The following is a 25,098-nucleotide window of genomic DNA, read 5'->3' on the forward strand; positions in this document are numbered from 1 at the left end:
GCGTTCCGCCTATTTTACCCGCCGGTAACAGGAGGAACCTTCTCCATCCCTTCCCCCCAACGGAGTTGAACGGATGTCACGTACCCTCCGCACCCCCCGCACCCCCCGCACCCCCCGTACCCTCCGCACCGTGGGCGCGCTCGCCGCGACCGCTCTGCTGGCCTCCCTGGCGCCCGGCGCGCCCGCGGCGGCCTCGCCCGCCGACGACGGCCTGCGCGAGGTGCTGTTCGTCGGGAACAACTGGGAGGGGACCGCCGACGTCCTCACCTCCACCGGCGATCTCGCCAAGGTCGGCCGGATCGACATCGTCCCGGACAAGGAGGAGCGCCTGCGGGAGATCTACCTCAACCCGGTCAAGCTCGGGTTCTTCCTCGGCATCCGGGCCACCGCCGGCGAGGGCCACGACCAGTTCGTGGACGACCTCTACACCACCCCCGACGGCTCGGCCGTCGTCGCCTCGCGGCCCAGCTTCGCCGATGTCGTCTCCATCGACGTCCGGACGGGCCGGGTCAACTGGCGTTTTCCGGTGGCGGGTTACCGGGCCGATCACATGGCGGTCTCACCCGACGGGACGCGCGTCGCGGTATCGGCGTCCACCGCCAACACCGTGCACGTCCTCGACATCGCCACCGGCCGGCAGACCGGCTCCTTCACCACCGGCGACAAGCCCCACGAGAACACCTTCACCGGCGGCGGCCGCTACCTGTGGAACAGCTCGATCGGGGAGGTGACCACCGCCCTGGACGCGCCGTGGCTGGACTGGACGAAGGGCGACCGGAAGATCACGGTGGTGGACACGCAGACCTTCCGCACGGTCAAGGTGATCGACATGCGGGAGCGGCTGGACGCCTTCGGCCGCCGGGACCTGTCCGACGCCGTACGCCCGGTCTCCTTCAGCCCCGACGAGTCGAAGCTGTACTTCCAGGTGTCGTTCTTCAACGGGTTCCTGGAGTACGACGTGGCCACCGACCGGATCACCCGCGTCAAGACCCTCCCGCAGAACCCGGCCACCAGCAGCGACCGCACCACCTGGGTCAACGACTCCCGCCACCACGGCATGTCCATGAGCCCGGACGGGAGCAAGCTCTGCATCGCGGGCACGATGGACGACTACGCGACGGTCGTCGACCGGGCCACTCTCACCGAGGGCCCCCTGGTGGGCGCGGACAAGCCGTACTGGGCCACGGTCGACGGCGACGGCTCGGCCTGCGTGATCTCCGAGAGCGGCTCGGACCGGGTCACGGCCATCGACTTCGCGACCGGCACGAAGCGGGTGTCCGTCCCCGTCGGCGACCACCCGCAGCGCATCCGGATCGGGCACGTCCCGGCGGGCTGGACGGGCCCGGCCGCCGGCTGAGGCGGACGTGGCCGGGGGCGGGAGGAGCGGAGGGGGGCGGGGGAGCGGAGGCGGGGGCGGGCGAGCGGACCGTCCCCGCCTCCGGGATCAGGCGGGCAGCGAGATCCGGGCCGCCGCCATCCCGAATCCGGCGTCCAGGACCCCGGTGGAGAGCGCGTCGGGCAGCCGGTGCAGATCCTGCGGGCGGTAACGAGCGATCTTCTCATGCCAGTTGAGGACTCCGGCATGCCAGTCCTTCAACTCGCCGACGTAGGCGTCCAGAGCGCCGCGCGCCTTCTCGCCGAGCTTCCAGTCGTCGTAGAGCAGCGGCAGCTGGTGCGCGGCGATGTGCTCGAACTCCTCCGTGCGCTGCGTCATCAGGGCGTGGCAGATGTGCAGCGCCTCCGCGTAGCCGATGTCGAAGAAGTTCCGTGTGACGAGGATGTAGTTGTGCACCTCGCCCTCCACCTCCACCTCCTTCTGGTAGGAGAAGATGTCGTTGACCAGGCAGGCGGCGTCCGCGACGGCGTTCTCCAGCGACCGGATGGTGCCCGAGGCGTAGATCCCCGCCGGGATGCCCCGCCCCTGGTGGCCCAGCCGGCACAGGTACATCGTGAGGTAGCTGCCGAAGGTGCGACGGCGCATCTCGGCGTAGTCCACCGGGTCCGGGATGCGGTTCTGGATCTGGTTGTCCACCTCCCACAGCCAGCTCTCCAGCATGTCCACCAGCGTGGCCCGGAACTCGGCGCGCTGCTCCGCGGACATGCTGGCGCTGGTGCGCACCCAGAGGTCGCCCAGCGCGCGCTCCATCGCCGTCACCGGCTCCGGCTGCTCCGCGTGGTCGACCGGGATCATCGCGACGAGCCGCGCCGTGGCCGCCTTCGCGGCCGGCAGGTTCCTGCCCCGGGCGAAGACCACCGGGTAGTAGTCGTCCCCGTAGGTGCCCCAGGTCAGCCAGCAGGCGTTGAGGGCCAGCTCCTCGGCGGTGGCGTCCGGGTCGATTCCGGCCGAGCAGACCGCGAAGTCGTAGCCCCGCAGCTTGGCCTCCGTCCAGATCGCCGAGCCCGGGTCGCCCGGCTGGGGGTGGAGCAGGCCCATCCGGCGGGCCCATGCCACCGACTCCTCGCGGGCGTGCGCCAGGTGCGGGCTGAGGGTCAACCGGTGCGGCATGTAGATGTCGGGGATGACCGAGGGCCCGGTCTTCTCGAACGGCACGTGGGTGAAGGAGCGCCGGCGCATGTCCATCGAGCGCCGGTTGAAGACGGATCCCAGGTCGAGCGCGGTGGTGCCGAGCCCGGACGGGAGGAAGGGCAGGGTGAGCGGGGCGGTGGCCCGGACCTCCTTGTTCATGTAGCGGCTGGAGACCATGTGCCACTCGTGCCCGCCCGACTGCCAGTCCTGCAGGCCCTTGGTGTAGGCGAGGACGGCGGCGATCTCGGCCGGGTCCAGGGCGTGGTCGGCGAAGAGTTGGGGGAGTTCGGCGAGCGCGGTCTGCTCGAACTGCAGGAGGCGGGAGGTGAGCAGGTCGTTGGACGCCTCGGCGGCCTCCTGGGTGGAGCAGCCGAGGAAGGTCTCCAACACCAGCACGGCGTTGGAGAGTTCACCCTCGTCGGCCACCTCGCGCTGATAGGAGAAGAGGTCGTTGCGGATGTGCACGGCGTCGGAGAAGGCGTCGCGGAGCACGCAGAGCGGCCGCGCGTGCGCCACCCGGGCCGGGACCTCGGCGGAGACGTACTCGACCAGACCGGCCGACCAGGGGGCGCCGCCCACCTTGCGGCGCATCTCGATGTACTCGAGCGGGTTGGCGACGCGCCCGATGTTGATGTTGGCCAGTTCCCACATGGACTCGTCGAGGAGGTTCTTCGTCGACTCGGAGAACCGTTCCCGCCAGTCCGCCGACATCGCGGGCACGGTCCGCCGCCACAGGTCCGCGAGACCCGCCTCGACCGGGTTGGTGGGCTCGGGGAAGCCGTCGGCGAGGTCCATCGGCATGAAGGCGGCGAGCCGGTCGAGGTACGCCTTGGCGCCGTCGCGGTCCTGCGAGCGCTTGAACGTCTCCAGGAAGTGGTCGTCGAAGAAGAACACCCACACGTACCAGTCGGTCACCAGCGACAACGCGTCGCCGTCGCAGTCGGGGTGGGTGTACGCGCACAGCAGCGCGTAGTCGTGCGAGTCGAGGTCGCTCTCCTCCCAGACGCCGGAACCCTCCAGCATCCCGAACGCGCGCGCCCATCGCTTCGTGTGGACCCGCGCGTCCTCCAGATGGGGATTCAGTCGCGCCGGGTAGGGCACGTAGAAATCCGGCAGTTGAAACGGCTGCGTCACGGCAGGGTGGGCCTTTCGTCCAGGGTGCCGGGGCGCGTCCACTGACCCCGCCCCCGCACGAGATCAGCACTGCCCTACCCCTGCTGCCCCCACCCCAAGGCAGATTTCACCACTTCAGGTGAGGAACCCCCTGTTCCCCACCGCGCCGCCCCGGCGGGGGGGTAGGCACCCCCGGCACTAGGGGGTGCCCAGCCGGCGGGTCATCGCGTGCACGGCGCCGCGCGGCGCCCCGGAAAGGGCGGCTGCTCCGAGGCGCAGCGCGTGGCCCGTCGGCGTACGGCCGCCGACGACCTTCGTTCCTCGCCCGAGCAGGGCCTTAGTAGGATCTGCCGGGTGCTGAACCACCTGATACCCACCCCGGCCCGCGAGGCCGCTCCGCCGCCTTCCCCGGCGGTCCGGAAGCGCCCGAGGCTGGCGGCCTTGGACGGGCTGCGCCTGATCGCCGCCCTGATGGTGGTCTTCCACCACTATGTCGGCTTCGGTGGGAATGCCGACGCGTCCAAGAACGCCTGGACGAAGCCCGTGGACGTGGTGTTCCCCACCGCGTCCTGGCTGGCGTCCTACACGTGGACCGGCGTCGAACTCTTCTTCATCATCAGCGGCTTCGTCATCTGCATGAGCAGCTGGGGCCGCAGCCTGGGCGACTTCTTCACCTCCCGGGTGGTCCGGCTCTACCCGGCGTACTGGTTCGCCGTGCTGGCCACGACCGCGGTGGTCACGCTATGGCCTCTGGTGGTGCAACCACTCGGTATGAAGGACGTACTCCTCAACCTCACCATGCTGCAGGAGCCCTTCAAGGTCGGCTCGGTGGACGCCGTCTACTGGACGCTCTGGGTCGAGCTGCGTTTCTACCTGCTGTTCGCCCTGGTGGTGTGGAAGGGCGTCACCTACCGCCGCGTGGTCCTCTTCTGCGTCCTGTGGACCGTGGCCTCGGTACTGGTGACCGCGGGGCGGGCGCCCTTCGCCGACTACATCCTGATGCCGGAGTACTCGCCGTACTTCATCGCGGGCGTCGCGATGTACCTGATGCACCGTTTCCGCCCGACGCTTCTGCTGTGGGGCATCGTCCTGATCTCATGGCTGTTCTCGGTCCGCCAGGTCACCCTCTACAACGATGCCCTGGCGGTCAGCCTCGGCCGGACGCTGGACCCCAAGCCGGCCATCGCGCTGATGACCCTCGGCTACCTGGTGATGATCGTCCTCGCCCTCGGCGGACTCTCCTGGGTCCGGGGGAAGTGGCTCACGGTGGCCGGCGCGACCACCTACCCGCTCTACCTGCTCCACGAGCACATCGGCTGGACCGGCATCCGCCTGCTCCGCCACCACCTCTCCCCGTGGGCGCTGGTCGCAGCGATGACGCTCGGCATGCTCCTCGCCGCCTGGCTCGTCCACCGCTTCATCGAGCGCCCGACATCCGCCATGTTGAAGCGCGGCCTCACCGACGCCCTCGACTCCCTCCGCCGCCACCCGGGCACGGGCGAGACGCGCTGACGGGCGGCTGCCGGCCGCCGACCCGGGCAACAAGAAAGGGGGTGAGGGCCCACGGGCCCTCACCCCCTAAGCCCATGTGTGACAAGGGCCTTGGGCTACTCCGCTTCGCCCTCCAGGTTGCCTTCCGTGTCCAGGTAGACCTGGCGGAGGGATTCGAGGATCTGCGGGTCCGGCTTCTCCCACATGCCGCGGGATTCCGCTTCCAGGAGGCGCTCCGCGATGCCGTGCAAGGCCCAGGGGTTGGCCTCTTCGAGGAAGGCGCGGTTCTCCGGGTCCAGGACGTACGTCTCGGTGAGCTTGTCGTACATCCAGTCCGCGACCACGCCCGTCGTGGCGTCGTAGCCGAAGAGGTAGTCGACGGTGGCCGCGAGTTCGAAGGCGCCCTTGTAGCCGTGGCGGCGCATCGCCTCGATCCACTTGGGGTTCACGACGCGGGCGCGGAAGACGCGCGAGGTCTCCTCGACCAGGGTGCGGGTCTTGACCGTTTCGGGCCGGGTCGAGTCGCCGATGTACGCCTCGGGGGCCGTGCCGCGCAGGGCGCGGACCGTGGCCACCATGCCGCCGTGGTACTGGAAGTAGTCGTCCGAGTCGGCGATGTCGTGTTCGCGGGTGTCCGTGTTCTTCGCGGCGACGGTGATGCGCTTGTAGGCGGTCTCCATCTCGTCGCGGGCCGGGCGGCCCTCCAGGCCGCGGCCGTACGCGTAGCCGCCCCACACCGTGTAGACCTCCGCGAGGTCGGCGTCGGTGCGCCAGTCGCGGCTGTCGATCAGCTGGAGGATGCCCGCGCCGTAGGTGCCCGGGCGGGAGCCGAAGATGCGGGTCGTCGCGCGGCGTTCGTCACCGTGGCGAGCGATGTCCGCCTGGGCGTGCGCGCGGACGAAGTTGTCCGAGGCCGGCTCGTCGAGGGACGCCGCGAGCCGGACCGCGTCGTCGAGGAGACCGATGACGTGCGGGAACGCGTCGCGGAAGAAGCCCGAGATGCGCAAGGTCACGTCGATGCGCGGGCGGCCGAGTTCGGCGAGCGGGATCGGCTCCAGGCCCGTCACGCGGCGCGACGCCTCGTCCCACACGGGGCGGACGCCGAGGAGGGAGAGGGCTTCCGCCACGTCGTCGCCCGCCGTGCGCATCGCACTCGTACCCCACAGGGAGAGGCCGACGGAGGCCGGCCACTCCCCGTTGTCGGTGCGGTAGCGGGTGAGGAGGGACTCCGCGAGGGCCTGGCCCGTCTCCCACGCCAGGCGGGAGGGGACGGCCTTGGGGTCCACCGAGTAGAAGTTGCGGCCCGTCGGCAGCACGTTGACCAGGCCGCGCAGCGGGGAGCCGGAGGGGCCCGCCGGGATGAACGAGCCGTCCAGGGCGGCGACGACGTGCGCGATCTCGTCCGTGGTGCCCGCCAGGCGCGGGACGACCTCGCGGGCCGCGAAGGACAGGACCGCCGCGACCTCCGCCGAGTGGCCGGCCGCCACCGAGGGGACCGCGTCCAGGGACCAGTGCGCGTCCTCCATCGCCTGGACCAGGGCGCGGGCCTGCTCCTCGACGGCGTCCGCCGAGGTACGGGTGGCCGCCGACTCGTCGAGGCCGAGCGCCTCGCGCAGGCCCGGCAGCGCCGTCGTACCGCCCCAGATCTGACGGGCGCGCAGGATGGCGAGGACGAGGTTGACGCGGGAAGCACCGGTCGGGGCGCCGCCGAGGACGTGCAGGCCGTCGCGGATCTGGGCGTCCTTGACCTCGCACAGCCAGCCGTCGACGTGGAGGAGGAAGTCGTCGAAGCCGTCGTCGTCGGGACGTTCGGCGAGGCCCAGGTCGTGGTCGAGCTTCGCGGCCTGGATCAGGGTCCAGATCTGGGCGCGGATGGCCGGCAGCTTGGCCGGGTCCATCGCGGAGATCTGCGCGTACTCGTCCAAGTGCTGTTCCAGGCGGGCGATGTCGCCGTACGACTCCGCGCGCGCCATCGGCGGGACGAGGTGGTCGATGAGTGTCGCGTGGACGCGGCGCTTCGCCTGGGTGCCCTCGCCCGGGTCGTTGACCAGGAAGGGGTAGATGAGCGGGAGGTCACCGAGGGCCGCATCGGGGGCGCAGGAGGCGGAGAGGCCGGCGTTCTTGCCCGGGAGCCACTCGAGGTTGCCGTGCTTGCCCAGGTGGATCATCGCGTCGGCGCCGAAGCCGCCGTCCTCGGTGCGCGCCTGGATCCAGCGGTACGCGGCCAGGTAGTGGTGCGAGGGCGGCAGGTCCGGGTCGTGGTAGATGGCGATCGGGTTCTCGCCGAAGCCGCGCGGGGGCTGGATCAGGATGAGGAGGTTGCCGCGGCGCAGGGCGGCCAGGACGATGTCGCCCTCGGGGTTCGCGGACCGGTCGACGAACATGGAACCGGGGGCCTCGCCCCAGTGCTCCTCGACGTCCGCGCGCAGATCGGCGGGGAGTTCGGCGAACCAGCGCCGGTAGTCGGCCGCCGGGATCCGGACCGGGTTGCGGGCCAGCTGCTCCTCGGTGAGCCAGTCCCGGTCGTGGCCGCCGGCCTCGATCAGGGCGCGGATCAGCTCGTCGCCGTCGCCGGACACCAGGCCCGGGATCTCGGGGACCGGGCCGAAGTCGTACCCCTCGGCGATCAGGGTGCGCAGGAGCTCCACCGCGCTGGCCGGGGTGTCGAGGCCCACCGCGTTGCCGATGCGGGAGTGCTTGGTCGGGTACGCGGACAGGACGAGGGCGATGCGCTTGTCGCGGCGGTCGATGTGGCGCAGGCGCGCGTGGCGCACGGCGATCCCCGCGACCCGGGCGGCCCGCTCGGGGTCGGCCACATAGGCGGGCAGGCCGTCCTCGTCGAGCTCCTTGAAGGAGAACGGGACGGTGATCAGGCGGCCGTCGAACTCCGGTACGGCGACCTGGGTGGCGGCGTCGAGGGGGGACAGGCCCTCGTCGTTCTCCTCCCAGGCGGAACGGGAACCGGTCAGGCACAGGGCCTGGAGGATCGGCACGCCGAGGGCGGCGAGCGCGCCGGCGTCCCAGGACTCGTCGTCACCGCCGGCGGAAGCGGTGGCGGGGCGGGTGCCGCCGGCCGCGAGGACGGTCGTGATGACGGCGTCGACGCCGGACAGGGCGGCGAGGAGCTCCGGCTCCGGCGTGCGGAGGGAGGAGACGTAGAGCGGGAGCGGCTGGGCGCCGTGGGCCTCTATGGCGTCGCACAAGGCGTGCACGAAGGCGGTGTTGCCGCTCATCTGGTGGGCGCGGTAGTAGAGCACGGCGACGGTGGGGCCGGCCGTGGCGTGCGCGGCGCGCTCCAGGGGGCCCCAGGTGGGGGAGGCGGCGGGCGGTTCGAAGCCGTGACCCGTGAGCAGGACGGTGTCGGAGAGGAACCGGGCCAGCTGGTCGAGGTTGGCCGGGCCGCCGTGTGCGAGGTAGGCGTGGGCCTCGGCCGCGATGCCGATCGGCACCGTCGAGGCCTCCATCAGCTGGGCGTCCGGGGCCTGTTCGCCGGTCAGGACCACCACCGGGCGGGTCTGGTCGGGGGCGAGGAGCAGGTCGAGCCCCTCCTGCCAGGCGCGGAGGCCGCCGAGGAGGCGTACGACGACCAGGTCGACGCCGTCGAGGAGGCCGGGGAGGTCGGCGAGGGGAAGGCGGGAGGGGTTCGCGAACCGGTAGGGGACGGGGCCGTCCGCCGTGGTCGCGGCGCGGGCGCTGAGCAGATCGGTGTCGGACGTCGACAGCAGCAGGATCATGCGGCGGCAGGCCTTCCTCGGGGTTTCCGCGCCCCGGGCAGTGAGGACAGCGGGAGTTCCTGACTCACCCCGGTCGCGGGTGTCGCTCCGCGGGGTTCACAGTGGCGGGACCGCGCCGGAATCACACCGGGCTTCCTCCCATGTCGCCGTCCTCGGCGATGGCGGGCCGTGTGGCGCCGCCGGGGTCATCCTAGGGGGCCGGTGCCCTTGCCGGGAGGGTGGGGTGGTCGGGTTCGCGCTGCTACCGGGCCCGTTCCGTCCCCGGTGGTGGGGGTGGGAGGCGGGTATGCGGGTGCGGCGCAGTTGCGGGGGCGCTGCCCCCGGGCCCCCGCGCCTCAAACGCCGGCGGGGCTGGATGCGCCTCGGCTTCGTGCCATGAGCGTCGGTGGGGCTGGGTTGGCCGGGGCTTCGTGCCGTGAGCGTCGGTGGGGCTGGGTGGGCTGGTTGCCTTCGGGGGCGGGAGTGGCTGGTCGGAGGGGGTGGGGTGGTGACGGACACAGGTCGGGGGTGGGGAATCGTGGGTATGCTCGCCGCCATGCCACAGCCCCCAGCCGCCGCGTCGCGGGACGAGCCCGTCATACGGGAGCGCGGTGACGCCTGCCCCGGTGCGCTGCGGTTGCACCCGGCCGACGACGGGTTCCTGGCCCGGGTCCGGATACCCGGCGGCGAGCTCACCGTGCGCCAGGCGTCCCTGCTGGCCCTGGCCGCCGACCGGTTCGGGGACGGGCACCTGGAGCTCACCTCGCGCGGCAACGTGCAACTGCGCGGCCTCGCCGAGGGGTGCGGCGCCGGTCTCGCGGAGCTGCTGGACGACGCCGGGCTGCTGCCCGCGCCCGGCCACGAGCGGATACGCAACATCGTGGCGACGCCGATGTCGGGCGAGGGGCGTCCGCAGCGGCCCGACGTACTGCCCTGGGTCCGCGCCCTGGACCGGCTGCTGTGCGCGAACGCGCGGGTCACCGCCCTGTCCGGCCGGTTCCTGTTCGCCTTCGACGACGGGCGCGGGGACGTGGCCGCCCTCGAACCCGACGTGACCGTGCTCGGCCTGCCGCGGGACCGGGCGCTGGTGCGCCTCGGGCCCGCCGCCGGGGCCGTCTCGGTGCCCGCGCAGGACGCCCCGCGGGCGGCGCTGCTGGCCGCCGAGTACTTCCTCGACGCCGCGGACGCGGCCGGCACCTGGGCCTGGCGGGTCGGTGAGCTGCCCCCCGGACACGCTCTTGACGACGCCGAGTTCACCGCGCGCCTCACCGCCGCCGGCATCGACGCGGTAGCGGTCCGCGACGTGGACTGGCCGTACGCGCCGCCTCCCCGGCCGCAGTCCGGCGGCACCGGCCCGCGCGGCACCCTGTGCGTCCTGCCGCCGCTGGGCCGGCTGACCTCCGCGCAGTGGCGGGTGCTCGCAGCGGTCGCCGACGGCCGCCACGGGCTGCGCGTCACCCCCTGGCGCAGCGTCGTCCTCCCCGATGCCCCCCTGCGGCCGCCCGTCGACGGCCCGGCGCGGCTGGCGGCGGCCGGGCTCGCCGTGTCGCCCGAGAGTCCCTGGCGGTCCGTCACCGCCTGTACTGGGCGGCCCGGTTGTGCCAAGTCGCTCGCCGACGTACGCGCCGACGCGCGCGCCGTCGTGGAGCGGGCGCGCGGTCCGCTGCCCGTGCACTGGTCCGGCTGCGAGCGCCGGTGCGGTCACCCGCGGGGGACCGCCTGGGTCGACGTGCTCGCGACGGGCGACGGCTACCGCCTGTCCGTCCACGGGCAGGAACTGCCGCACCGGTCAGACCTCGCGACGGCCCTCACCGCCGCCCGCGCCCTCACCCCCGCACCCACCTCAGAGTCCGAAGCCGCAGTGAAGAAATGAGCGAGTACACCGTGTTCGAGTACGAGAAGGACGGCGCCGCGATCTACCGCCAGTCCTTTGCCACGATCCGCGCCGAGGCGGACCTCTCCGGGCTGCCCGCCTCCGTCGCGCAGGTCGCGGTGCGCATGATTCACGCCTGCGGGATGACGGATCTGCCCCAGGACCTCGGGTACACCCCCGAGGTGGTGCTCCGGGCGCGCGCCGCCCTCACCGCGGGCGCGCCGATCCTGTGCGACGTGCAGATGGTCGCCAGCGGGGTCACCCGCAAGCGGCTGCCCGCCGACAACGACGTGATCTGCACGCTGTCCGATCCGGCCGTCCCGGAGCTCGCCGCGAGGATGGGGACCACGCGCAGCGCCGCCGCCCTCGAAATCTGGCGCGACCGCGGCCTGTTGGAGGGTTCGGTGATCGCCGTCGGCAATGCGCCGACCGCACTCTTCCGGCTGCTCGAGATGATCGAGGAGGGCGCCCCGCGCCCGGCCGCGGTCATCGGTGTCCCCGTCGGCTTCATCGGCGCCGCCGAGTCCAAGGACGCCCTCGCGGCGCACCCTTCCGGCCTCGACCACCTGATCGTGCGCGGCCGCCGCGGCGGCAGCGCCATCGCGGCCGCCGCCCTCAACGCCATCGCGAGCGTGGCCGAATGAGCGGGGTGCCGGCCGCGGGGCGGCTGTACGGGGTCGGGCTGGGGCCCGGCGACCCGAACCTGATGACGCTGCGGGCCGTCGAGGTGATCGGCGAGGCGGACGTCGTCGCCTATCACAGCGCCCGGCACGGGCGGTCCATCGCCCGGTCGATCGCCGCGCGGCACCTGCGCGAGAGCCACATCGAGGAGCCGCTGGTCTACCCGGTCACCACCGAGACCACCGACCACCCCGGCGGCTACCAGGGCGCGATGGAGGAGTTCTACGAGTCCGCCGCCGCCCGGCTGGCCGCGCACCTCGACGCCGGCCGGACCGTCGCCGTGCTCGCGGAGGGCGACCCGCTCTTCTACAGCTCGTACATGCACATGCACAAGCGGCTCGCGCACCGGTACGAGACCGAGGTGATCCCGGGTGTCACCTCCGTCAGTGCCGCCGCCGCCCGCCTCGGCACCCCGCTCGTGGAGGGCGAGGAGGTGCTCACCATCCTCCCCGGCACCCTGCCGGAGGAGGAGCTCGCCGCCCGCCTGGCGGCGACCGACTCGGCGGTCGTGATGAAGCTCGGCCGGACCTTCCCGGCCGTACGCGGGGCGATGGAGCGCAGCGGCCGGCTGGCGGAGGCCCGTTACGTCGAGCGCGCCACCATGGCCGGGGAGCGGACCGGCGTCCTGGCGGACGTCGACCCGCAGTCCGTGCCGTACTTCGCCGTCGCCGTCGTGCCCAGCCGGATCGGCAACCCGGGCAGCGTGCCGGCCGGCCCTGGCGAGGTCGCGGTGGTCGGCACCGGCCCCGCCGGGCCGCTGTGGCTGACCCCCGAGACGCGGCGGGCGCTGGCCGACGCCGAGGTGCTGGTCGGGTACACCACCTACCTGGACCGGGTCCCCGTCCGGCCGGGCCAGATCCGGCACGGCTCCGACAACAAGGTGGAATCCGAGCGCGCCGAGTTCGCCCTCGACCTCGCCCGGCGCGGACAGCGGGTGGCCGTGGTCTCCGGCGGCGATCCCGGGGTGTTCGCGATGGCGACGGCGGTCCTCGAGGTCGCCGGCCAGGCCGCGTACAAGGACGTGCCGGTACGCGTGCTGCCGGGGGTGACCGCGGCCAACGCGGCGGCCGCCGCGGCCGGCGCCCCGCTCGGCCACGACTACGCCACCATCTCCCTCTCGGACCGGCTCAAGCCCTGGGAGGTCATCGCGGAGCGGCTGCGCGCGGCCGCCTCGGCGGACCTGGTCCTCGCCCTGTACAACCCCGGCTCTCGCAGCCGCAGTTGGCAGGTGGCGCAGGCCCGCGAGCTGCTTCTGGAGCTGCGTGCGCCGCAGACGCCGGTGGTCGTCGCACGGGACGTGGGCGGGCCGGAGCAGTCGGTGCGGATCGTCACGCTCGCCGAACTGGAGCCGTCCGAGGTCGACATGCGCACGCTGCTGCTGATCGGTTCCTCGCAGACGCGGGTGACCGAGCGGGCCGACGGCTCGCGGATCACGTGGACGCCGCGCCGCTACCCGTGACGGCTGCCGGTGACCGCCGGCCGTGACCGCCGCCCCGCCCGGACGGCGGGGCACCCCTACCGCAGCGGCGGCAGGGTCACCTTCGGGATCGACGGATCGTTCGGGTCGAACGGCGGCGGTGTCCACGGCTCGATCGGGGGCTTGGGCGGCGCCGGCGGCGGGGTCGGACCCCGGTTGGGGTTCTGCGGCACCGCCGGGGTGCCCGGCGCGGCCGGCCGGGAGCTCGCGGCGGACGGCCGCCGCGACTCGTGGCCCTTCGCGGGGCCGGGGGTCGCGGCCGACGGCGCCGCGGCGGGCGAGGGCGGCGCGGGGGAGGCCGGCGGCGGCACGGACGGCTCGGCCGGGGTGGTGGGGGACGCCGGCGCGGTCGTCGCCGGAACCGCGGCCGGTTTTCCGCCGCCCGAGCACCCGGCGGCCAGCAGGCCGCCGATCAGCAGTCCGCCGACCAGCACGGCCGCCCGGGCCTCCGATGTTCTGCCGCCGGATCCCATGTCGGCCCCCTCCGCGCTTCGTACGGGTGAACGGTTCAGCGCGCGTGATCGTAGCGCAGCAGACGCAGGGCGCCGGCCACGGAGTCAGCCTCCACCACGCCCCCCGGGACGGGGGGACGGCGAACGACGAGGACCGGGATGCCGGCCTCGCGGGCGGCGGTGAGCTTGGGGGCCGTGGCGGAGCCCCCGCTGTCCTTGGTGACCAGGACGTCGATCCGGTGCCGGGCGATCAGCTCCCGCTCGTCGTCCAGGCCGAACGGGCCCCGGTCCAGGAGGACTTCGAGCCGCGGCGGCACCGGCGCGGCCGGGGGGTCGACCGAACGCACCAGGAACCAGGTGCCGGTGAGGTGCGCGAAGGCGTGCAGGCCCATCCGGCCCGTGGTCAGGAACGCCCGGCTGCCGAGGCCCGGCAGCAGGGCCGCCGCGTCGGCGAGGGAGTCGGCGAAGGTCCAGGCGTCGCCCGGGCCGGGGCTCCAGCCGGGGCGCCGCAGCGCGAGCAGCGGGACACCGGTGAGGGCCGCCGCCTCGGCCGCGTGGAAGCTCATGCGCTCCGCGAACGGGTGGGTCGCGTCGACCAGGTCGCTGACCTCGTGCTCGGTGATCCACCGGGCCAGCCCGGCGGGTCCGCCGAACCCGCCGATCCGGGTCTCGCCCGGCGGCAGCACCGGTGCGGAGACCCGCCCGGCGAGGGAGGTCGTCACCCGGGCCGCCGGCCCCGGCCCGGCGGCCGCCCCCACCAGGGCCTCCGCGAGGCGGCGGGCCTCCGTCGTACCGCCCAGGATCAGGACGTGCCGGTCCCCGGCGCGGCCGGCTTCAGCAGACATGCCGGTCGCGCTCGGGCGAGTAGAGGTGGCTGTCGCGGAACTGCTCGGCGCCCAGGGTGCGGCCCACCACGATGACCGCGGTGCGGACCAGCCCGTGCTCCTTCACCCGGGCCGCGATGTCGGCCAGCGTGCCGCGCAGGATCAGCTCGTCGGGCCGGCTGGCCATCGCCACCACCGCCACCGGGCACTGCGCCCCGTAGTGCGGCAGCAGTTCCTCCACGACCCGGTCCACGTAGCGGGTGGCCAGGTGCAGGACCAGCAGGGCGCCGCTGCGGCCCAGCGTGGCCAGGTCCTCGCCGGGCGGCATCGGGGTGGCCTGCTGGGCGATGCGGGTCAGGATCACCGTCTGGCCCACGGTGGGGACGGTCAGCTCCCGCTTCAGCGCGGCGGCCGCGGCGGCGAAGGCCGGGACGCCCGGGACGACCTCGTAGTCGATGCCGGCCGCGTCGAGCCTGCGCATCTGCTCGGCGACGGCGCTGAAGATCGACGGGTCGCCGGAGTGCAGCCGTGCGACGTCCTGGCCCGCCGCGTGCGCCCGTACGCACTCGGCGATGATCTCGTCGAGGTTCAGCCGCGAGGTGTCGACCAGCCGCGCGTCCGGCGGGCACTCGGCCAGCAGTTCGCGCGGGACCAGGCTGCCCGCGTAGAGGCAGACGGGGGCGGCGGCCAGGGTCCGGGCACCGCGCACCGTGATCAGGTCGGCGGCGCCGGGGCCCGCACCGATGAAGTACACGGTCATGCTTGATCCTTCTCGTTCGTCGCCTTCGTCGGCGGTCGGGTCACCGATTCCGGCACCGGTTCGGTCGCCGGTTCCGTCACCGGTTCGCTCACCGGCTTGGTCACCGACCACTGGGTCACCGGCATGGCCTGCCGCCAGCCCGTGAACCCGCCGACCGGCACCGCGTGCGCGACCGACAGCTTCACCAGTTCGCCTCCGTGGCGCCGGTAGCGGTCGGTGAGGACCGCCTCCGACTCCAGGGTGACCGTGTTGACCACCAGCCGGCCGCCGGGGGCCAGCGCCGCCCAGGCCGCGTCCAGCAGTCCCGGCGCGGTCAGCCCGCCGCCGATGAACACCGCGTCGGGAGCGGGCAGTCCGTCGAGCGCGTCGGGGGCGGCGCCCAGCACCACACGCAGGCCGGGCACGCCGAGCGCCGCAGCGTTGCGGCTGATGCGGGCCGCCCGTTCCGGGACGCGCTCCACGGCGACCGCCCGGCAGGAGGGGTGCGTACGCATCCACTCGATGCCGATGGAACCGGAGCCTCCGCCGATGTCCCACAGCAGCTCGCCCGGGGCCGGGGCAAGCGCGCACAGGGTCGCGGCGCGCACCCGGCGCTTGGTCAGCTGCCCGTCGTGCTCGTACGCGCCGTCCGGCAGGCCGGCGGTCGCGCCGAGCCGCGGCGCCGGGTGGGCCGGGTCCCGGCGGCAGTCCACGGCCACCACGTTCAGCGGGTCGCCCGGCGGGCGGTCCCAGCCGTCGGCGAGGCCCTCGTGCGCGTCCTCGTGTTCGGAGCCGAGCTGCTCCAGCACCCGTATCCGGCTCGGACCGAAGCCCCGTTCACGCAGCAGGGCGGCGATCTCGCCCGGCGAGCCCGCCCCGGCGCTGAGCACCAGCACCCGCCGCCCCTCGTACAGGGCGGCCGCCAGCCGGGCCACCGGGCGGCCGACGACGGTGACCACCTCGGTCTCCTCCACCGGCCAGCCCAGCCGGGCGCAGGCGTAGGAGACGGACGAGGGGTGCGGGTGGACCGCCAGGGCGTCCGGGCCGAGCTCCTGGGCGAGGGCGCGGCCGATTCCGTAGAACATCGGGTCGCCGCTGGCCAGCACCGCGATCCGGCGGCCCGCGTGCTCGGCCATCAGCTTCGGCACGGCCGGCCGCAGGGGGCTCGGCCAGGCGACCCGTTCACCGGGGCACGGGCCGGCCGGCAGCAGGTCCAGCTGGCGCGGCCCGCCGATCAGCACCTCGGCGGAGGCCAGGGCGGACCGCGCGGGCGCGGCGAGCCCGGCCCAGCCGTCGGCGCCGAGGCCGACGACCGTGACGGGGGCGGGGGGCGGTGCGGAGCTCACTGCGCGATACCTCGGAACGGTGACGGGAACTGACAGGGGGCACGGGCACGGGCGTGCGGACGGCACCGGAAGCGGGACCGTGGGCGGGATCGGGGGTCGGTAGGGGGCGGGTACGGGAACAGGAATGCGGGAACGGGCCGAACGCAGCCTACTGGCCTGCGCGGACGCCGGTCCGGACACCCCCTCTTCCCGGGCGCACCCGCCCCGCCGCCCGGGCGCGCCCCCGTCCGCCCCCGGTACGCCTCCGGGCGCCCCGGGCGGGACCTGACCCCGGCGCGCCCGGCCCCCGACACTCGCTGCCATGGACGACACTCCGGACAACCACCCAGAACCCTCCCGCGACCACGCGGTGGTCCTCGGCGCCGGCCTGGCCGGGCTGCTCGCGGCGCGGGTGCTCGCGGAGCGGTTCGCGCGCGTGACCGTGGTGGAGCGGGACGAACTGCCCGCCGACGGGCCGGCGTTCCGGCCCGGCGTACCGCAGTCCCGGCACGCGCACGTGCTGTGGTCGCGCGGTGTGGAGGTGATCGAGGACCTGCTGCCGGGGATCACCGAGAAGCTGCTCGCGGGCGGGGCCGCACTGCTGGAGTCGCCGAAGGACTTCCTCTGGCTGAGCCCCGCCGACTGGTTCCGCCCGATCCGCGGCGCGCGGATCCTGCTCGCGAGCCGGGAGCTGCTCGACTGGACGGTTCGCGCGGAGGTGCTGCGCGACCGGCGCGTACGCGTCCGGGACGGCTGCCCGGTCACCGGACTCGTCGGCGGTCCGGACGGCCGCTCCGTGACCGGCGTTCGGCTGCGCGGCGCCGAACCGCTGGCGGCGGCGTTCACCGTCGACGCGACCGGACGCACCTCCAAGGCCCCGGCCTGGCTCGCCGCCCTCGGCCATCCCGCGCCCGAAACCACCCGGTACGACTCGCACCTGGGCTATTCCAGCCGGTACTTCACGATTCCGCCCGACCCCGCGCGGCGCTGGCACGGCCTGTACGTGCAGGGCCGGCCGGACAGCCCGCGCGGGGGCGTGCTCGTCCCCGTGGACGGGGGACGCTGGCTGGCCACGTTGATCGGCAACGGCGAGCACGCCCCGCCCACCGGGGACGAGCAGTTCCTCGGGTTCGCCCGGAGCCTGCGCAGTCCGGCCATGTACGACGCCCTGCGCGGGGCGGTCCCGCTGTCGTCGCCGACCGGCTTCCGGGGCACCGCCAACGAGTGGCGCCACTACGAGCGGCTCAACCGGAGCCCGGCGGGTTTCGTCGTCCTCGGCGACGCCGCCTGCCGGTTCAACCCCGTGTACGGGCACGGGATGACGGTGGCCGCACTGGCGGCGGACGCCCTGCGCCGGGAGATCCGCGGCATGGACCCCGCGGCCGTGCCCGCGGCCGCCGGGCGGATCCAGCGCCGTACGTCGGCGGCGGCCCAGGCGGCCTGGCAGATCGCCACCAGCGAGGACCTGAGGTACCCGGGGACGGAGGGCCCGCCGGCGGACCGGGCCACGCGGGTCCTGCAGCGGTACATGGCACGGGTGATGGTGGGTGCCAACACCGATCCGGCCATCGCCGGCCGGTTCTTCGGTGTCCTGTCGCTGTCGACTCCGCCCCACACCCTGCTCGGCCCGTCCACGGTGCTGCGCGTCCTGTCCCAGTGGCGCACACCGGCCTCCCCGCCGACCCCTGCCTACCCGGCCCACCACGGCCCGCCGGAGGGCGCCGCCTCAGGCGTGCCGGCCGGCTAGGTCCCGTCGTCGAAGTAGCGCGGGCCGGGCGGGACTTTGACGACAGGGTCTAGTGCTGTGGCGCGTTAGTACAGGGCCCGGACGGCGTCACCGAAGTAGCTGCTGTAGGAGGTCGTCTCGTCGCCCCCGCCATCGCGCCCGCCGACCACCCCGATCAGCGTGCGCCCGTCGGTCAGCACCGGACCGCCGCTGGTGCCGTTGGATACGTCGGCGCAGTCGAACCGCAGCTGCGCCGGGCCGGCGGAGCGGGCGGTGCTGCGGCAGTCCAGCGGCTGCTCGGCGGCGTTGGGGTAGCCCACGAGCCGGGCCGGGGCCGGGAGTTCGGGCCGGAAGGCGATCGTGAGGGAGCCGGTGAAGTCCTCCAGCCGCTGGCCCGGGTAGCCGGGGCGGCGCAAGCGGATGAAGGCGACGTCGTGGTCGGGGTCCTGGTCCTGCGTCCAGCGCGGGTCCACCTCGATCCGGGTGGGCACCCAGATGCCGTACGGGGCCACGCCGTCCTGGTAGCCGGGGGCGAAGGCCAGGTTGGTGCGGAAGCCGCCGGAGTGCACGCAGTGGGCGGCGGTGACGATCAGGTCGCCCCGGGGGGAGTGGACCACGCCGGCCGAGCAGTGGTGGTCCGGGTCTCCGTCGGCGCCGGGGGAGAAGAGCGCCCCGACGGCGGGCTCGGCCGGCACCGGCCGCGCCTCCAGGGGGTCCGAGGGCCGCCACCCGCCGACCCGCCAGTCCACCGCGTCCCCGCCGCCTCCTCCTGCGTTGCCGGCGTCGGTGCCGGCGTCCGTGCCGGTTCCGGCGGAGGCCCTGCCGCCCATCGGGGCGGGCGGGCCCTCGCGGACGATCCCGTCCAGCACGGCGGCCGCCGTCCGGTCGGCCCGCTCGGGGTCCTGCTGGTAGACACCCCGTTCGGCGTCCCCGCCGGTGCGGCTCGCGACCATGCCGCGCAGCTCCCACAGGTACCCCGCGCCCACGACGACGAGCGCGCCGAGGACGCCGACCAGCACGCAGACCCGTACGGCCCGTGCGTGCACCGTGCTGAACATCTCTTCCCCCACCCCGCAGACGCCTCCGGCTCCTCCTTCGATGGCGAGACCGGGGGCGGGGTTGCCCCGTCCGGAGGTGTCCATCCTCACAGCGGCTCCCGGACGGCGCATCGTTCCTGCGATGGCGCATCGTTCCCGCGACGGGCGCGCTCCCGCTAGGCCGAGTGCGAGTCCTCCAGCTGCCGGGCCGGTGCCCGCTCGCCAGTTCACCAGGGCCGCCAGTTCCACGGGGCCGCGTCGGGCCGGCATCGGGACTCTCATCGTGCTCCTCGTCCGCGTCTTCACCGCAGGTCCGCGCCGGGTGGGCGCGGTGGTCGTCCCTACTTACGCCGGACATCCGATCGGGTTTCAGGCGCCCGAACCCGCCGACGGCCGCCGATCGCGGGGCGGGCGCGCCGGCGGAAGGGTCGGATAGATTGCCTGGCCGTGACGACCACCACGCCGCGCAGCGGCCGCATGTTCGACGACCTGAACGCCGGCGCCCTCCGGGACACCGCCCAGCTGCGGGCGCTCTACGAGGAGCCCAGCGAACTGGTCCGCCGCAAGGCCGTGGACCGGCTGCACGCCGCCGCACGCGCCGTGATCGAGGGCTCTTCGCTGGTGTTCATAGCCAGCGCGGACGCCGCCGGCCACTGCGACGTGACCCCCCGGGGCGGACCGGCCGGGTTCGTGTCCGTCCTGGACGAGTTCACCCTCGCCGTGCCCGACGCCACCGGCAACAAGCGGCTCGACAGCAGCCACAACATCGTGGAGACGGGCCGGGCGGGCCTGATCTTCGTCATCCCCGGTCGCGCCACCACCCTGCGCGTCAACGGCAGGGCCTGCGTCTCGGCCGACCCCGCCCTGCTGGAGCGGCTGACCGCCGTCGGCAAGCCGCCGCGCAGCGCGATCGTGGTGGAGACGCAGGAGGTGTACCAGCACTGCCCGAAGGCATTCCTGCGCGGCGGTGCCTGGAAGCCCGAGCAGTGGCTCGCGCCGGACGCCGTCCCCAGCTCCGCCGAGGTCACCCGCTCCCACCTGGGTCTGCCGGAGGCGGCCATCGAGCAGATCCGCACGAGCGAGCGGGAGTCGCTGCTGTACCGCTACGAGTGACCGCCGCCCCGCGATGTCCGTTTCGTGAGAATGGTTACATCCATCCCCAAAGCGGGCGTTTTCCATGAATCATTGCTTCCCGGAATCGTCGTACACCGGCCGGGAGAGACATGGGACGCACAGGCAGCTGGACCGGCAACTGGCGCAGAGCCCTGCCCGTGGCGGGCGGGGCCGTCGCACTCGGCCTGGGCGGCCTCTACGTCACCGGGCTGGTGGCGGGCGGGGACATCGCCCCGGGCACGCACGTGCGCGGTGTGGACATCGGCGGCATGGACCGCGCCGAGGCGCGGCAAGCGCTGGCGGGTGCCTTCGGGCCGGGCGCCGCGGCGCCGCTGGTGGTGAAGGTCGGCGACCACGTGGAGCGGGCCGCGCCGGCCGCGCTCGGGCTGTCCCTCGACACCGAGGCGACCCTCGACAAGGCCGCGCACACCGGATACGGACCGGTCGCCGTCATCGGCGGGCTGCTGTCCCCCGGTGAGCGGCAGGTGGAACCCGTGGTCCGCCTGGACGAGCGGACCGGGCGCGCCGCGCTCGACCGGATCGGCGCGGCCACCGAGCAGGCGGTCCGCGAGGGAGCGGTCACCTTCGAGAAGGGTGCGGCGAAGGCCGTCGAGCCCCGGCCGGGCCTCGCCCTGGCCGAGGACCGGGCCCTGGAGACCCTGCGGGCGGCGTACCTGCGTCCGGGCGCCGGTCCCGTCGAGCTGCCCGCCGAGCGCACGCAGCCGCGGATCGGGGCAGAGGAGACCGGCCGGGCCATGCGGCAGTTCGCGCGGCCCGCGATGTCGGGTCCCGTCACGCTCACCGTCGACGGCACGCGCATACCCGTCAGCGCCGCCGTCCTCGGCGAGCACCTGAGCATGACCGCCGACGGCACGAGCCGTCTCGTCCCCTCGCTCGACGCCAAGGGCCTGCTCGCCGACCCCGCCGTGGCCCGCCCGATCGAGGAGGCCACCCGGATCCCCCGCGACGCCGAGCTCGGGGTGGGCGCGGACGGCCGCGTGGTCCTCGGGGACCCCGGCAGTGCGGGGCGCCGCGTCACCCAGGCGGCCCTCGGCAAGGCGGTGCTGCCGCTGCTCACCCGCTCCGGCGCCGCCCGCAGCGCCGAGGTCCCCACCGTCGAGGTGCAGCCCGACCTCACGAGCGCCGAGGCGCGGCGGCTCGGCATCAAGGAGAAGGTCTCCTCCTTCACCGTCGACTTCCCGGCCGCCCCCTACCGCAGCACCAACATCGGGCGGGCCGTGGAGCTCATCAACGGCTCGGTGGTCATGCCGGGGCAGGAGTGGAGCTTCAACCGCACGGTCGGTGAGCGCACCCCGGAGAACGGCTTCGTCGACGGCATCATGATCAACGACGGGCAGTACGTGAAGTCGCCCGGCGGCGGCGTCTCGGCGGTCGCCACCACGATGTACAACGCCGTCTTCTTCGCCGGTCTGAAGCCCGTCGAGCACGGCGCCCACTCCTTCTACATCGAGCGCTACCCCGAGGGCCGGGAGGCCACCGTTGCCTGGGGCACCCTCGACCTGCGCTGGATCAACGACTCCGGGCACCCGCTCTACATCCAGGCCCGCTCCAGCGACACCTCGCTGACCATCACCCTCCTCGGCACGAAGAAGTACGACGAGATACGGGCGACCAAGGGCCCGCGCACCCATGTCACGCAGCCCGGCAAACGGACGGGCACCGGTCCCGCCTGCGAGGCCCAGACCCCGCTCGAGGGCTTCGACGTCACCGTCGGGCGCGTCTTCGTGCAGGGCGGCCGGGAGGTCAAGCGCGAGGAGTTCGCGACCCACTACACCCCGCGCGACGAGGTCACCTGCACGCCGGAGGCCCAGCCGACCGGCCCGGCCGCCACGCCCGCCCCCGCCACGCCCGCCCCCGGCCCGGGATCCGCCGCCGCCCCGGCCCGGGGCTCCGCGACCGGCCCCGCCACGGGGTCCGCCGCCGCTCCCGCCCCCTCCGCGGTGCCCGCGGTCGGCCCCGCGGCGGTGCCCGCCGGGTGACCGTCCGGGTCCGTCCGGTGCGCTTCGGGGGTACGCGGGGCCGCAAGGTGCTACAACTGGGATCGTGACCCTTCCTCGCCACCCGTGCCGGGCACGTCGGTGCGGTCACCCCTAGGCAGCCGAACCAGAAGCGTCGCCGGACAGGTGTTCGTCCTCCAGGTGGCGATCGTGGTGTTGCTCGCCGCCGGCGCGCTGCTGGCCCTGCTGCTCCAGTCGCGACACGACATCGACCGGGAAGCGCGCTCCCGGTCGGTGGCCGTCGCCCAGACGTTCGCGCACTCGCTGGGGTTGCAGGACGCGCTGCGGACGTCCGATCCGTCGGCGATCCTGCAGCCGCTCGCCGAGGCCACCCGCAAGGACGCGGGGGTGGACTTCATCGTCGTGATGGACACCGAGGGCATCCGCTACAGCCACCCCCAGCCCGACCTCATCGGCAAACGCTTCGTCGGCACCATCGAGCCCTCCCTCGCCGGCCAGGTCCACACCGAGAGCGTGCAGGGACCGCTCGGCAAGGAGATCCAGGCGGTCGTGCCGGTCACCGCGCCGGACGGCAAGGTCGTCGCCCTGGTCTCGGCGGGCCTGACCGTGAAGAACGTCACCGGTGTCGTCGACCGCCAGCTCCCCGTCATCCTGCTCGCCATCGCCACCGGCCTGGCCCTGGCCACCGGCGGCACCGCGCTGATCAGCCGGCGGCTGCGCCGCCAGACGCACGGTCTCGGCACGCAGGAGATGACCCGCATGTACGAGCACCACGACGCGGTGCTCCACTCCGTGCGCGAAGGGGTGCTCATCACCGACGGTGACGGACGGCTGCTGCTGGCGAACGACGAGGCCAAACGGCTGCTCGGACTCCCCGAGGACGCCGAGGGCCGCCGCATCGGCGACGTCCCGGGCCTGGACCGCCCGATGGCGGACCTGCTGCTGTCCGGCCGGGTGGCCACCGACGAGGTGCTGGAGACCGGGGACCGGCTGCTCGTGGTCAACCAGCGGCCCACCCACACCCGGGGCGGCCGGGCGGAGGGCACCGCGGTCACCATCCGGGACTCCACCGAGATGCGGCTGCTGACCAGCCGGGCCGAGACCGCCCGCAGACGCCTCAGGCTGCTCTACGACGCCGGGGTCGACATCGGCACCACCCTCGACGTGGAGCGGACCGCCGAGGAACTCGCCGCCGTCACCGTCCCCCGGTTCGCGGACTTCGTCACCGTCGACCTCGCCGACGGGGTGCTCGACGGCGACGAGCCCGGCCCGGGCGCCGACATGCGGCGGACGGCGGTCGGCGGCATCCGGTCCGACCACCCCCTCTACCCCCGCGGCCGGCTGATCGACTTCCTGCCGTCCACCCCCCAGGCCCGCGGCTACGGCACCGGGCAGGCCGAAATCGTCCCCGACCTGGCCCACGCGCCGGGCTGGCAGGCCCAGGACCCGCCGCGCGCCCGGGCCATCGTGGAGTACGGCATCCACTCGCTCATCGCGGCCCCGCTGACGGCCCGGGGCGTCGTCCTGGGCGTGGTCAACTTCTGGCGGTCGGAGAAGCCGGAGCCCTTCGACGAGGACGACCTGTCCCTGGCCGAGGAGCTCGTCGCCCGCGCGGCCGTCAGCATGGACAACGCCCGCCGCTACACCCGTGAGCACGCCCTCGCCGAGACCCTCCAGCGCAGCCTCCTGCCGCGGGCCCTGCCCGAGCAGAGCGCCGTGGACGTGGCGCACTTCTACCTGCCCGCACAGTCCGGGGTGGGCGGCGACTGGTTCGACGTGATCCCGCTGCCCGGCAGCCGGGTCGCCCTGGTCGTCGGCGACGTCGTCGGCCACGGCCTGCACGCCGCGGCCACCATGGGGCGGCTGCGCACGGCCGTGCACAACTTCTCCTCCCTCGACCTGCCGCCCGACGACCTCCTGGCCCGCCTGGACGACCTCGTCCAGCGCATCGACCACGACGACGTCGGGGACGGCGGCGGCGACAACGGCGTGCTGGGCGCGACCTGCCTGTACGCGGTGTACGACCCGGTGTCCCAGCGCTGCACCATGGCACGGGCCGGGCACCTGCCGCCCCTGATGGTCACCCCCGAGGGCACGGCGCACATCGTGGAACTGCCGACGGGACCCCCGCTGGGCCTGGGCGGCATGCCCTTCGAGACGGCGGAGCTGTACCTGGAGGAGGGCAGTCAGCTCGTCCTGTACACGGACGGGCTGGTCGAGGAGCGGTCCCGGGACATCGCCGAGGGCATGGAGACGCTGCGCACGGCGCTGAGCCATCCCGGCCGGGACCCGCGCGAAAGCTGCCAGGCCGTACTGGAGAGCCTGCTGCCCGAACGGCCCGGCGACGACGTGGCGCTGCTGGTGGCCCGGACGCGCACCCTCGGCCCGGACCGGGTCGCGCAGTGGGACGTGCCCCCCGACCCGAGCGCCGTCGGCCCCGTACGGAACGCCGCCGCGGCCAAGCTCGAGGAGTGGGGCCTCGGAGAACTCGGCTTCGCCACGGAACTGATCCTGAGCGAACTGGTCACCAACGCCCTGCGCCACGGCCGCGCGCCGGTCCGGGTGAGGCTGCTGCACGACCACACGCTGACCTGCGAGGTCTGGGACGGCAGCAGCACGGCACCGCACCTGCGCTACGCCGCGACCACCGACGAGGGCGGGCGCGGACTGTTCCTGGTCGCGCAGCTCAGCGAGCACTGGGGCACCCGCTACACACCGGAGGGCAAGGTGATCTGGGCGGAGCAGGTACTGCCCGGTCCCGCCTGACGAAAATCTGCACACGGTGTGCGCGAGCGGGTCCGGCCGCGTTCACCGGTGGGCGGGATGTCGCACATGTCCCATGCGGTTGATGGGGGTTCGCCCGATATCGGCTCGGCGGACTCCATCGCTCCGATTTCCGTTACCCGATCTCGCAAAGAAGCTGTGACCATTCGGTGAACGAAGCGTCACACCCGCCGTAAAGGGAACTTCCCGGCCGGTGAAAGGGCGTCAACGGGATTGGCCCGGCCGCCCGTTCGCGTGCTTTCAT

General features: G+C 73.9%; 16 protein-coding genes and 1 riboswitch. Of the genes, 9 read left to right on the forward strand and 7 right to left on the reverse strand.

The window, feature by feature from the left end; genetic code table 11:
- Positions 1 to 73 precede the first annotated feature (73 nt).
- Entirely contained in the window at positions 74 to 1,357 is a 1,284-nt protein-coding gene (locus tag AC07FY_RS30110) for a YncE family protein (RefSeq protein ID WP_479012616.1), read from the forward strand.
- 87 nt (positions 1,358 to 1,444) lie between these two features.
- Here AC07FY_RS30110 and AC07FY_RS30115 read toward each other — a convergent pair whose 3' ends face one another.
- Entirely contained in the window at positions 1,445 to 3,661 is a 2,217-nt protein-coding gene (locus AC07FY_RS30115) for a terpene synthase family protein (RefSeq protein ID WP_479012619.1), read from the reverse strand.
- Between the two features lie 333 nt (positions 3,662 to 3,994).
- Between AC07FY_RS30115 and AC07FY_RS30120 the strand changes: the two genes are divergently transcribed.
- A complete protein-coding gene (locus AC07FY_RS30120) occupies positions 3,995 to 5,152 on the forward strand; it encodes an acyltransferase family protein (protein WP_479012622.1) in 1,158 nt (385 codons plus the stop codon).
- Positions 5,153 to 5,247: 95 nt separating this feature from the next.
- On the opposite strand, the gene cobN is transcribed toward AC07FY_RS30120, so the two are convergent.
- The gene (cobN, locus tag AC07FY_RS30125; protein ID WP_479012625.1) at positions 5,248 to 8,865 is read right to left on the reverse strand and encodes a cobaltochelatase subunit CobN; all 3,618 of its coding nucleotides are present in this window, start codon (positions 8,863 to 8,865) and stop codon (positions 5,248 to 5,250) included.
- Positions 8,866 to 8,918: 53 nt separating this feature from the next.
- Positions 8,919 to 9,024, reverse strand: a riboswitch (cobalamin riboswitch).
- 376 nt (positions 9,025 to 9,400) lie between these two features.
- Here cobN and cobG point away from each other — a divergent pair.
- Genes cobG through AC07FY_RS30140 form a run of 3 tightly spaced genes read left to right on the forward strand, consistent with a single transcriptional unit; the run spans position 9,401 to position 12,857 of the window.
- Positions 9,401 to 10,717 carry a precorrin-3B synthase gene (cobG, locus tag AC07FY_RS30130; protein ID WP_479012628.1) on the forward strand — a complete coding sequence of 439 codons (1,317 nt, stop codon included), beginning with the start codon at positions 9,401 to 9,403 and terminating at the stop codon, positions 10,715 to 10,717.
- Positions 10,714 to 11,361, forward strand: coding sequence for a precorrin-8X methylmutase (locus AC07FY_RS30135; RefSeq protein ID WP_479012631.1), 648 nt, complete (start codon positions 10,714 to 10,716; stop codon positions 11,359 to 11,361). The genes cobG and AC07FY_RS30135 overlap by 4 nt, the downstream gene beginning before the upstream one ends.
- Positions 11,358 to 12,857, forward strand: coding sequence for a precorrin-2 C(20)-methyltransferase (locus AC07FY_RS30140; protein WP_479012634.1), 1,500 nt, complete (start codon positions 11,358 to 11,360; stop codon positions 12,855 to 12,857). The genes AC07FY_RS30135 and AC07FY_RS30140 overlap by 4 nt, the downstream gene beginning before the upstream one ends.
- 56 nt (positions 12,858 to 12,913) lie before the next feature.
- Here AC07FY_RS30140 and AC07FY_RS30145 read toward each other — a convergent pair whose 3' ends face one another.
- The 4 genes from AC07FY_RS30145 to cbiE are packed head-to-tail and all read right to left on the reverse strand — an operon-like array spanning position 12,914 to position 16,236.
- The gene (locus AC07FY_RS30145; RefSeq protein WP_479012636.1) at positions 12,914 to 13,348 is read right to left on the reverse strand and encodes a hypothetical protein; all 435 of its coding nucleotides are present in this window, start codon (positions 13,346 to 13,348) and stop codon (positions 12,914 to 12,916) included.
- 35 nt (positions 13,349 to 13,383) lie between these two features.
- Positions 13,384 to 14,172 carry a cobalt-precorrin-6A reductase gene (locus AC07FY_RS30150; protein ID WP_479012638.1) on the reverse strand — a complete coding sequence of 263 codons (789 nt, stop codon included), beginning with the start codon at positions 14,170 to 14,172 and terminating at the stop codon, positions 13,384 to 13,386.
- Positions 14,162 to 14,911, reverse strand: a complete 750-nt coding sequence (gene cobM / locus AC07FY_RS30155; RefSeq protein WP_479012641.1) for a precorrin-4 C(11)-methyltransferase — start codon at positions 14,909 to 14,911, stop codon at positions 14,162 to 14,164. The genes AC07FY_RS30150 and cobM overlap by 11 nt, the downstream gene beginning before the upstream one ends.
- On the reverse strand, positions 14,908 to 16,236 hold the full coding sequence (gene cbiE, locus AC07FY_RS30160; RefSeq protein WP_479012644.1) for a precorrin-6y C5,15-methyltransferase (decarboxylating) subunit CbiE: 1,329 nt from the start codon (positions 16,234 to 16,236) through the stop codon (positions 14,908 to 14,910). Before cbiE ends, cobM begins: the two co-directional genes overlap by 4 nt.
- 301 nt (positions 16,237 to 16,537) lie before the next feature.
- Here cbiE and AC07FY_RS30165 point away from each other — a divergent pair, with 301 nt between their 5' ends.
- On the forward strand, positions 16,538 to 17,962 hold the full coding sequence (locus AC07FY_RS30165; RefSeq protein WP_479012646.1) for an NAD(P)/FAD-dependent oxidoreductase: 1,425 nt from the start codon (positions 16,538 to 16,540) through the stop codon (positions 17,960 to 17,962).
- Between the two features lie 65 nt (positions 17,963 to 18,027).
- Here AC07FY_RS30165 and AC07FY_RS30170 read toward each other — a convergent pair whose 3' ends face one another.
- Entirely contained in the window at positions 18,028 to 19,083 is a 1,056-nt protein-coding gene (locus AC07FY_RS30170; RefSeq protein ID WP_479012649.1) for a trypsin-like serine peptidase, read from the reverse strand.
- 372 nt (positions 19,084 to 19,455) lie between these two features.
- On the opposite strand from AC07FY_RS30170, the gene AC07FY_RS30175 reads away from it, so the two are divergent.
- From AC07FY_RS30175 to AC07FY_RS30185, 3 genes are all read left to right on the forward strand, one after another.
- Complete coding sequence (locus AC07FY_RS30175; protein ID WP_479012725.1) at positions 19,456 to 20,091, forward strand: MSMEG_1061 family FMN-dependent PPOX-type flavoprotein; 636 nt, start codon at positions 19,456 to 19,458, stop codon at positions 20,089 to 20,091.
- A 110-nt stretch (positions 20,092 to 20,201) separates the two neighbouring features.
- Positions 20,202 to 22,091: a VanW family protein gene (locus tag AC07FY_RS30180; protein WP_479012651.1), complete on the forward strand. Its 1,890-nt coding sequence runs from the start codon at positions 20,202 to 20,204 to the stop codon at positions 22,089 to 22,091.
- 144 nt (positions 22,092 to 22,235) lie between these two features.
- On the forward strand, positions 22,236 to 24,836 hold the full coding sequence (locus AC07FY_RS30185) for a SpoIIE family protein phosphatase (RefSeq protein ID WP_479012654.1): 2,601 nt from the start codon (positions 22,236 to 22,238) through the stop codon (positions 24,834 to 24,836).
- The last annotated feature ends 262 nt before the right edge of the window (positions 24,837 to 25,098 follow it).

The organism is Streptomyces sp. NPDC045967 (assembly GCF_056430495.1).

What these genes read in the sequence shown, in the direction of transcription:
- AC07FY_RS30145 (WP_479012636.1), bottom strand. Translation starts at nt 13,348, where the DNA reads ATGGGATCCGGCGGCAGAACATCGGAGGCCCGGGCGGCCGTGCTGGTC.
- AC07FY_RS30165 (WP_479012646.1), top strand. Translation starts at nt 16,538, where the DNA reads ATGGACGACACTCCGGACAACCACCCAGAACCCTCCCGCGACCACGCG.
- cobG (WP_479012628.1), top strand. Translation starts at nt 9,401, where the DNA reads ATGCCACAGCCCCCAGCCGCCGCGTCGCGGGACGAGCCCGTCATACGG.
- AC07FY_RS30170 (WP_479012649.1), bottom strand. Translation starts at nt 19,083, where the DNA reads ATGGACACCTCCGGACGGGGCAACCCCGCCCCCGGTCTCGCCATCGAA.
- AC07FY_RS30140 (WP_479012634.1), top strand. Translation starts at nt 11,358, where the DNA reads ATGAGCGGGGTGCCGGCCGCGGGGCGGCTGTACGGGGTCGGGCTGGGG.
- AC07FY_RS30150 (WP_479012638.1), bottom strand. Translation starts at nt 14,172, where the DNA reads ATGTCTGCTGAAGCCGGCCGCGCCGGGGACCGGCACGTCCTGATCCTG.
- AC07FY_RS30180 (WP_479012651.1), top strand. Translation starts at nt 20,202, where the DNA reads ATGGGACGCACAGGCAGCTGGACCGGCAACTGGCGCAGAGCCCTGCCC.
- AC07FY_RS30175 (WP_479012725.1), top strand. Translation starts at nt 19,456, where the DNA reads ATGTTCGACGACCTGAACGCCGGCGCCCTCCGGGACACCGCCCAGCTG.
- cobM (WP_479012641.1), bottom strand. Translation starts at nt 14,911, where the DNA reads ATGACCGTGTACTTCATCGGTGCGGGCCCCGGCGCCGCCGACCTGATC.
- cobN (WP_479012625.1), bottom strand. Translation starts at nt 8,865, where the DNA reads ATGATCCTGCTGCTGTCGACGTCCGACACCGATCTGCTCAGCGCCCGC.
- AC07FY_RS30135 (WP_479012631.1), top strand. Translation starts at nt 10,714, where the DNA reads ATGAGCGAGTACACCGTGTTCGAGTACGAGAAGGACGGCGCCGCGATC.
- AC07FY_RS30110 (WP_479012616.1), top strand. Translation starts at nt 74, where the DNA reads ATGTCACGTACCCTCCGCACCCCCCGCACCCCCCGCACCCCCCGTACC.